Here is a 7603-nt window from a genome sequence, read left to right on the forward strand (position 1 = left end):
AGACGCCTACACAAGAAGGATATTCTCAAGAATGGGGCTTATACAGGAAAGGGACAGCTACGACAGGATAAGGGAATTTTTTGAAAGAAGCCAAAAAAGGGATTATCCATCTTTCCAGGAGTTTCATGCACTCATTGTTGAGCACGCAAAAGAGAGCTGCGCAAAAAACCCGAAATGCAGATTTTGCGCAGTAAGAAAGCTGTGCGAATATGCTGTGCCGCCATGAAAAGCCGTAAAGCGCCTTTCATAGAGAATTCATAGAAAATTTTAAATACTGCCATTTTATCCCTCGCAGGAATAGGGAATTATTCATGTTCGTTTGGGGGTGTTAGTGTTGAAGTATAGGACTGCAAAGAGAAGAATCTCTTCATTCATAACTGTTTTTATAGCAGTAGCGCTTATTCTCGTGACATGCGGCTTCGCGCTGGCATAAAGAAATGATTGAAAGAGTCCAGAAAATAATTGCAAATGCGGGATTGATGTCCAGAAGGAAGGCTGACCTCCTTGTAAGCGAGGGGCGCGTAACAATAAATGACAGGAAGGCAATAGTCGGGGACAAGGCTGACTCTGAAAGGGATGTCATTGCAATAGACGGCAAAAGAATAAGGCGGGAAAGGAAGGAATACATAATATTCAACAAGCCCAAGTTTGTAATCTGCAGCATGGAGAAGCTCCAGAAGGGAAAAAGCATCCTCAGCTACATAAAGATAAAAGAGAGGATATACCCTGCAGGGCGGCTTGATTTTGACTCAGAGGGGCTTGTCTTTCTTACAAATGACGGCGAGCTTACAAACCTCATCATGCACCCAAGGTATGAAACAGAGAAGGAATACCTTGTTGACATAGACACGCAGATAACAGATGAGCACCTGGAAAGCCTGAGAAAAGGGATAATGCTTGAGGACGGGATGACCTGGCCAGTGAAAATAAGCACAGTTTCAGGCAGCAGAACATCCCTTGATTTAATAATGCATGAAGGCAGGAAGGGGCAGATAAAAAGGATGTTTTCATCCCTCGGCTATTATGTAAAGAGGCTCCTCAGAATAAGAATAGGAAACATCCTTTTGGGAAAGCTTGAATCAGGCAAGCACAGGAACCTTTCCGAAGATGAAATTGAAAAATTAAGAATCCTAATCCTCAAATCCGGCAAGTTAAAACCTGCGGCTGAAAAAACTTTGGCTGAAAAGCCAGATGCTCCAGAGGATAAAGCAGGAGAAAAGGAGATTTATGCAGCTCCTTTTGGGAATAAGCCAAACAGCGAAAGCCGCAGCAAAATAAATAACGATGAAATTAATCATAATGAAATCAGCAATAATCCAATTAATCATAATCCTGTCAGCAATAATTCCCCAAATGCCTTAAAGAATTCTTCAGCAAAAAAGCCAAAGGCAGCAATGAATAAAATTCTCAGGGGGAAAAATCATTCAGGTTAATCTGCCCCTTTCTCTTGTTCTCCTTGACCTTTAATTTGTCCTCTGAGAACTCCTGCCCAACCTGCTTTTTAACATCAACTGCAGTTTTCTTCCCAAGAATCTCAATCAGGGTTGTGATGTCTGCATTTTTCAAATCACCGATGTCTCTTATCCTGTTATTGTATAGCGCTCTTGCCCTGACTCTTCCGATGTGCTCAAGGCGCAGCAGAGGGAGAAGCTCCTCCCTTGCCCCGTATTTCATCCTAATCCTTAATTTTTTCAGCTCTGAAGAAACCTTTCTCATTTTCAGGATCTGGGAAATCTCGTCTGCAGAATACAGGAGCCAGTCTGCAGTGTCCCTTTTAACTGAAAGCTCGCCGGGGCGTATGTCATATGTCTCAAGAAGGTATTCCTCGCTCTTCTCATCAAGCCAGTCCTGGAACATAAGCGCAGTTTTCAATGCCTTAAGGAAGAGCTCATAATCATCATCATACATTGCAGGCTCCTTTTCAAGCAGAATCTCTCCCTTCTCAAGGAGCACCTTCTCAATGTCCTCATACTCCTTAACTTTTACATTCAGAAGAGGATACATCTCAAGGGTGTTTGAAATCATGTGCAGGAAAGAGAGCTCGCAGGCGCTTTTGGCAGATGTATCTGACGCATTTTTCATGCATTCTATAAGATGGCTTGCTGTAAGCGGGTCTATGTAAAGCTCAGCAACCCTTTTTCCAAGCTCTGTTGCGCTTATGGAATCATTTTTTCCCTCTTTCCCGATTGTGTCTGCAGACACAAAATAATCTTCTGATGAAAATTCATCGCCCTGGCTTTCTATGAATTTCCAGGAGGAAAGAAGCGCAAGCATCTTGTTTATTGTTGCCTTGAGGAGCCCCATGTCCCGGAACTGGTGAGCCCAGAAGGTTTTTTCAAAAAAACTGTATATTGTCTTTTGGCTGCTGACAAATCCTGTGGCGATAAGGCTGAGAAGGTATGTCCTAAGAACCGGCTCAACTGCAAGCTTTGAGTAAATCTCCTCTGGCTTTCCTGAGATGAACCTTTTCCAAATCTCCTTCCCTTCTATTTCGTCCTTTGCAAGGCAGACTGCCTGCCCGACAGTGTCGTAGTTCGGGCGCCCAGCCCTTCCAAACATCTGCTGGATTTCAAGGGTTGGAATCCAGTCCATTCCCCTGTGCCCGAATCTTTTCAGGTCCTTCACAACAACCCTGTATGCAGGAAGGTCAAGCCCGTATGCCAGGGTCGGGGTGCAGCAGATTATCTTTATAATCCTGTTCCGGAATGAGTCCTCAACAAGCTCGCGCTGCTTCTGGGCAAGCCCTGCGTGATGGAACGCAGCGCCTTTCTTTACGCAGGATGCAAGCCTTTCGCACTGCTTTGTGGGCTTTGAAAAGGCATTTAAAATATCCTCTGCAATGGAATTGAGCTTTGCGCTTTCCTCAGGAGTTGGCTTAAGTATTTTTGAGACCATTTCAGCTGCTTTCTCTGCGCGCGGCTTGGAATTTGCAAAAACAAGCGCCTGCTTGCCCTTCAGAACAGTATCCTCAATTATGTCAAGAGAGGAATCACTGTGAATTTTGGAAATCTTCTCAAAATTTCCAGAAGCAAAGGAATCTTTTCCTCCTTCCTCAGAAACGTGCCTTGAGCGCCTTGCCATCATCAGGGAAGATAAAATGCATGTTTAAAAATCTTGCCAATAAAACATAAAAAGAAAGAAAAATAAAAAACAATGAAAAAGAAAGATTGAAATCCCAAATTCTGTTCTTATCCTATTTCTTTGCCCTGCCTTTTGGCTTTTTCCCTGCCTTCTCAGAAAGTGAATTAAGCTCTTTTATAAGAGAATCGCCGTCAATCCCGTAAGCCCTGCACACATCCCCAAGTTTAAGCATTCCCATTTCAAACCCCGCCATAGGGCAGCCCATGCAAGGCAGATTAAATTTTGATATTATCTCATCTGCACCCTTTATCTCAAGAGCCTGCGCAAGCGTTGTGTCATTTGTTACCCTCATTTCATCACCTTATCCTCTTTTTCTGCTGAATGTGAAAATCTTTATGAAAAAGTTTATCAAGCCGTCCAGGAAATTCTCATAGCGCCTTCCCTCTATCATTCCCTCTGCTGTTCCGCTTTTGTTCTCCTCCTCTTTTTTCTTCTCCGGCTCTTTTTCAGGGCTGGGTGTTTGGGGTAAGATTTGAGATGGCGTTTTTTCAGGAACTGGATTTTCCTGCTTTTTCTCAGCAGTTATTGGGATATCTGCATATGCAGCTCCCGAGGAAGTCCTTAAAATCTTGTCTGAATAATTGTATTCTGCAATTGCCTCGCCCAGGAAAAGCTTCTTCAGTAAAGGATTCCTGCTAATCTCTGAAGAGACATTAACCGCATACCTTATTATGCTCTCTGTTCCCTGCTCAATATTGGCATAAAACATCCGCTCTGAATCATAAATTATCCCGGAAGTCCCAAGAGTCCCAATGTTCCTTACCCTTATTGAAATGTTTGCGTAATATGAGCCTGACCTGTTTATGATTGCTGCGCTCTTGTTCAGGAGAAGCGCAGGTCCTGAAATTGCGCTTTCCAAAGCGGAAACTGATATTGCTGATGAGTTCTTTTCAAAAACATTTCCGTATGAGTCCTCATAAACCACAACGCTTTCCTTAAGTGAGTTGCTTCCGTTCAGCTTAGGCCTTATCCTTTCCTCTGAGGTGATTGACTGGAACTCATTAGGCATAAGCTTGTCTATGAAAAGATAGGGCTTTGGAGACACCTGGTCAAATTCCCTCTGCACTTTTGAATAAATCCTTATGTTCTTTATCATCTCGTTGTCAGTGTTCCTTATCTTGTAATTCACAGTGAGAATCCTTCCCTTGTGAATGTCAGTTTCTGCAATTGTCTTTTCAATTGAAAGCGAAAGAATTTTTGGGACAACGCTTATCTGGGAAGCGCGCGTGAAAGAATATGAATAATTGCTGTAAACATACTCAGCAGTTGTGTTAATCTCATAATTCGTCCTGTTTATCACTTTTGGCGCTTTTATCTTGTAAATGTAAACTGTTGAAGTTGAGCCTGCCCTTAGCCCGGTTTCCTTTCTTGTTACTCCGTAAACTGAAATTCCTTCCGGGATTGTCTCATAAACAATCACAGAGGGAAGGTCTATCTGCCTTCCGTTCCTTACTGAAATCTGGATGTAAGCGTAGGATTCTTCCTCTATTGACGTTTCATAGGTTTTTGAAATCTCAAGCGCTTCAGGAGGCTTTATCCTCACAAGAGTATTCAGGGTTTTTTCATAGCTCTCGCCGTATTCAGTATTGTATGAAACCCTTATCTTAAACGGGAATGACTCGGTTGCATTTACAAAAGGCGCCTTGTAATATGTGTTTGATATTAATTTCTGGGTTGCAGGCTCAATTGTATCCAGGAATTCATTCTGCAAATAAGTTAGGTTTGTATCAAGCCATATTGAAACATTTTTTATTGAGATAAAATTGCTTGGGTTTTCAACATAAACCCGAATCATCTTCTCTGATTCGCTTTCAATATTTTCCCCGTCTGAAAAGCTTGTCCTTATGTTTATCTGCTTGTTTTCGCTTTTTACACTCTTTCTTGAGGTGGCGCTCCTTTTAATTCCCAGCGTGTCAGTATAATCATATGAAATCTCAAACTCGGCGCTTCCGGAAAGCCTGCTCTTGAAAAGAATCTGGAAGCTTGCAGTTGTATTGGGGTTTATTGCAAAATTATCCTTTTTGTACCTTCCGCTGCTGTTCTTAAGCTCTCCGGGCAGCACAACTAAGATTGAATTGTCCGGGATAAATTCAAAAGAGTTTATTGTGATGGTTTGGGAATACCTGTTTGTCAGGTTTATCGTCACATTGTTGGTTTCGCCGATGTATGCCTTTTCCTTCCCAAGGATTATTTTCTCTTCAACAGCGGATGTTGTCTTGACTGATATCAGCTCTGAAAGGACTGCCCTTTCATTCATTCCGTCAAAATAGGAAAGGTTGGCGCGAAAAGAGCTTTCCCCCTTTTCAACAGCCCTTATCATGTAGGAAAAGGACTCGCTTGTGGCATTGTTTAAAATTCCCTCCCAAATAATTATGTTTCCTTTTAAGGATGTTCCGTTTGTTGTTCTTATCTCAAACTCTTTTGGGATTTCATCAATAAAAAGAACCTTTGTTGCAGACCAGCCGCCCTTGTTCTCAATCTTAACTCCGATGCTTGCCTCCTCTCCAATAAGAAGCTCTGATTTTGAGATTGTCCTGCGGATTTTGATTTCAGCATTCACAGAGTAGATTTCAAGATTTGCCTTGTACTTTCTCGTTGTTGAATCAAGCACAATATCCCTAAGGCAGAATTTGGTGCTGTTTAAAACTGCGCAGGTGTTGTTTTGGATGTTTAAAAAATCTTTTCCGCTTGATATTATTACCCTGTCAAGCCATGAGCCGAGGTTAATCTGAAATGCGATGTTTGCGCTTGTGAATGTATCACCGGAATAGAAGCTTCTGCTTGCAATGGCTGTTTCACCCACTGCGAAAAATGAAAGGGAGGCGAGGATTATTGCTGAAAAAATCAGGATTGCTGAATACTGCCAGATTTTTTTGTTTTTCATTTTTGTATTCGGGAAACTGCTTTCCCCATGCTTTTTTCAAAAAGCCCCTTAAGCATTGATGATGGAACCATCCGTAAGGCACTGAAAAGAGGCGTTTCAGGATAGACACTAAGCCCGCCACTGCTGCTCTCCAAAACTATGAAAAGAGGCTGATTCTTCATAATCTCTCCAACTGCGGTTGAGAAGAAAACCGCCTTGAAGCTTGTGCTGTCGCCGATATTTTTAGCAATATTCTCCTGAAAACTTCTGCTTAACTGGGGAGATACTTTTCCAATTTCCAGCATCTTAAGAACATAATACATTGAGGAATTGTCTGACTTAAGCGCTTCAATGATTGAATCCTTTGAAAATGTCTGCTCGTTAATCATGGTTTCATTTCCAAGGTTTCTCTCCAGGGCATCAATCCCGATTGTGAATATCTTGTAATTGCTGTCCAGAATAGATGCGTAATCCCTCTTTGTTATGTTCCGGTTTATCATCGCAAGCCCTTCTTTTCCAATGAAGTTCATTGAAGAGCTGGATGAGGAGGTGGAAAATGCGCTTGTTATTGCTTTTCCGTCCTTCAGCAGGAAAAGAATCTGCTCCCCGTTCCTTTCCCGGAATTCCTGGAAGTCCTTGTATATGAAAAAGCTGTTTATGAGAAGGCACGCTATTATTATGAATCCGGCTATTGATGCAAGCTTCACAAAAGCCCTGAAAAACTTGAAGAAAAAAGAGAGTATCACAACAGCAGCAAATGCAATAAGGAGAAAAATCATTATCCCGAAAAGCATCATACCGCCCTCTTTTGCCTTACTGCCATTTTAACATTCCCTTGCAATAATTAAATTCCCTTGCAGATTAAAATTATTTCTTCTTGCAGAGGAAGACGCAGTGGTCCCTTTCAAAAGGCTCAAGCGTCCTTGCGTCCACCACTGTAAAATGCCGCTCCAATTCAGTTCTTACTTCCTTAAAAAGCACTAATGGATTCTTCATAACATTCACGCTTCTTGACTTCAAAGCAAGCATGCCAAAGCCGTTGTGCTTAAGGAAAAAATCAGAGTTCTTTATGAAAATCTCAACCTGATTTGGCTGGGCTATGTCCTGAAAAAGGAAATCAGCCTGGCTTACAAGATGCATGTATGTTTCAGGCTGGTTGGCGTCTGCAAGTATCGGAGAAATGTTTTTCCTGTTCCCTGAAACGAGCACAAGCTCCCTCATTACTCTCGGTGCGAAATCCATTGCAAACACAAAGCCGTTCTCCCCGACAATGTCTGAGACGTGGCTTACTGTTGTTCCTGATGCTGCGCCAAGGTAAAGGACAATATCATTCGGCTTGAGCCCAATCTGGTCTGCCCCCTTCATTATGAACGAGCCGAGCTTGCTCCTTCTCGGCTCCCATTCCCTGTACTCAACGCCTGAATCATTGACAAGGTTTTCACCGTAAACCCTTTTTCCAGGAACAAGGTTTCTTGTGAAAATCCTCTTCCTTTTGCCTTCAATTGATTCAAAGACATTGTAAAATTTTGAGTTTTTGATTTGCATTTTGAAATTACCTCATTTCTTATCCTTTTTTCTGAAGAAGTCAATCCTTGCAGC

General features: G+C 42.2%; 7 protein-coding genes. 2 read left to right on the plus strand and 5 right to left on the minus strand.

Features of this window, described 5'->3' with window-relative positions; all coding sequences use genetic code 11:
* Together NTV63_05670 and NTV63_05675 are read left to right on the plus strand one after the other, a co-directional pair.
* The coding region (locus NTV63_05670; protein ID MCX6710405.1) for a hypothetical protein at positions 1-226 on the plus strand (226 nt) is incomplete at its 5' end.
* 211 nt (positions 227-437) lie between these two features.
* Positions 438-1433: a pseudouridine synthase gene (locus NTV63_05675; GenBank protein ID MCX6710406.1), complete on the plus strand. Its 996-nt coding sequence runs from the start codon at positions 438-440 to the stop codon at positions 1431-1433.
* Here NTV63_05675 and NTV63_05680 read toward each other — a convergent pair.
* The 5 genes from NTV63_05680 to NTV63_05700 all read right to left on the minus strand — a co-directional run bounded on the left by NTV63_05680 (position 1408) and on the right by NTV63_05700 (position 7549).
* Positions 1408-3081, minus strand: a complete 1674-nt coding sequence (locus NTV63_05680) for a helicase-related protein (GenBank protein MCX6710407.1) — start codon at positions 3079-3081, stop codon at positions 1408-1410. The genes NTV63_05675 and NTV63_05680 overlap by 26 nt on opposite strands.
* Before the next feature lie 112 nt (positions 3082-3193).
* Positions 3194-3433, minus strand: coding sequence for a hypothetical protein (locus NTV63_05685; GenBank protein ID MCX6710408.1), 240 nt, complete (start codon positions 3431-3433; stop codon positions 3194-3196).
* A gap of 9 nt (positions 3434-3442) precedes the next feature.
* A complete protein-coding gene (locus tag NTV63_05690) occupies positions 3443-6025 on the minus strand; it encodes a hypothetical protein (protein MCX6710409.1) in 2583 nt (860 codons plus the stop codon).
* Positions 6022-6798, minus strand: coding sequence for a hypothetical protein (locus NTV63_05695; GenBank protein MCX6710410.1), 777 nt, complete (start codon positions 6796-6798; stop codon positions 6022-6024). The genes NTV63_05690 and NTV63_05695 overlap by 4 nt, the downstream gene beginning before the upstream one ends.
* 73 nt (positions 6799-6871) lie before the next feature.
* On the minus strand, positions 6872-7549 hold the full coding sequence (locus NTV63_05700; protein MCX6710411.1) for a fibrillarin-like rRNA/tRNA 2'-O-methyltransferase: 678 nt from the start codon (positions 7547-7549) through the stop codon (positions 6872-6874).
* Between the last annotated feature and the right edge of the window lie 54 nt (positions 7550-7603).

The organism is Candidatus Woesearchaeota archaeon, assembly GCA_026394965.1.
Lineage (GTDB): Archaea > Nanobdellota > Nanobdellia > Woesearchaeales > 0-14-0-80-44-23 > JAPLZQ01.

Bases quoted from the DNA above. Each gene is read 5' to 3' on its own strand.
- NTV63_05695 (MCX6710410.1), bottom strand. From the start codon at position 6,798: ATGCTTTTCGGGATAATGATTTTTCTCCTTATTGCATTTGCTGCTGTT.
- NTV63_05675 (MCX6710406.1), top strand. From the start codon at position 438: ATGATTGAAAGAGTCCAGAAAATAATTGCAAATGCGGGATTGATGTCC.
- NTV63_05685 (MCX6710408.1), bottom strand. From the start codon at position 3,433: ATGAGGGTAACAAATGACACAACGCTTGCGCAGGCTCTTGAGATAAAG.
- NTV63_05700 (MCX6710411.1), bottom strand. From the start codon at position 7,549: ATGCAAATCAAAAACTCAAAATTTTACAATGTCTTTGAATCAATTGAA.
- NTV63_05690 (MCX6710409.1), bottom strand. From the start codon at position 6,025: ATGAAAAACAAAAAAATCTGGCAGTATTCAGCAATCCTGATTTTTTCA.
- NTV63_05680 (MCX6710407.1), bottom strand. From the start codon at position 3,081: ATGGCAAGGCGCTCAAGGCACGTTTCTGAGGAAGGAGGAAAAGATTCC.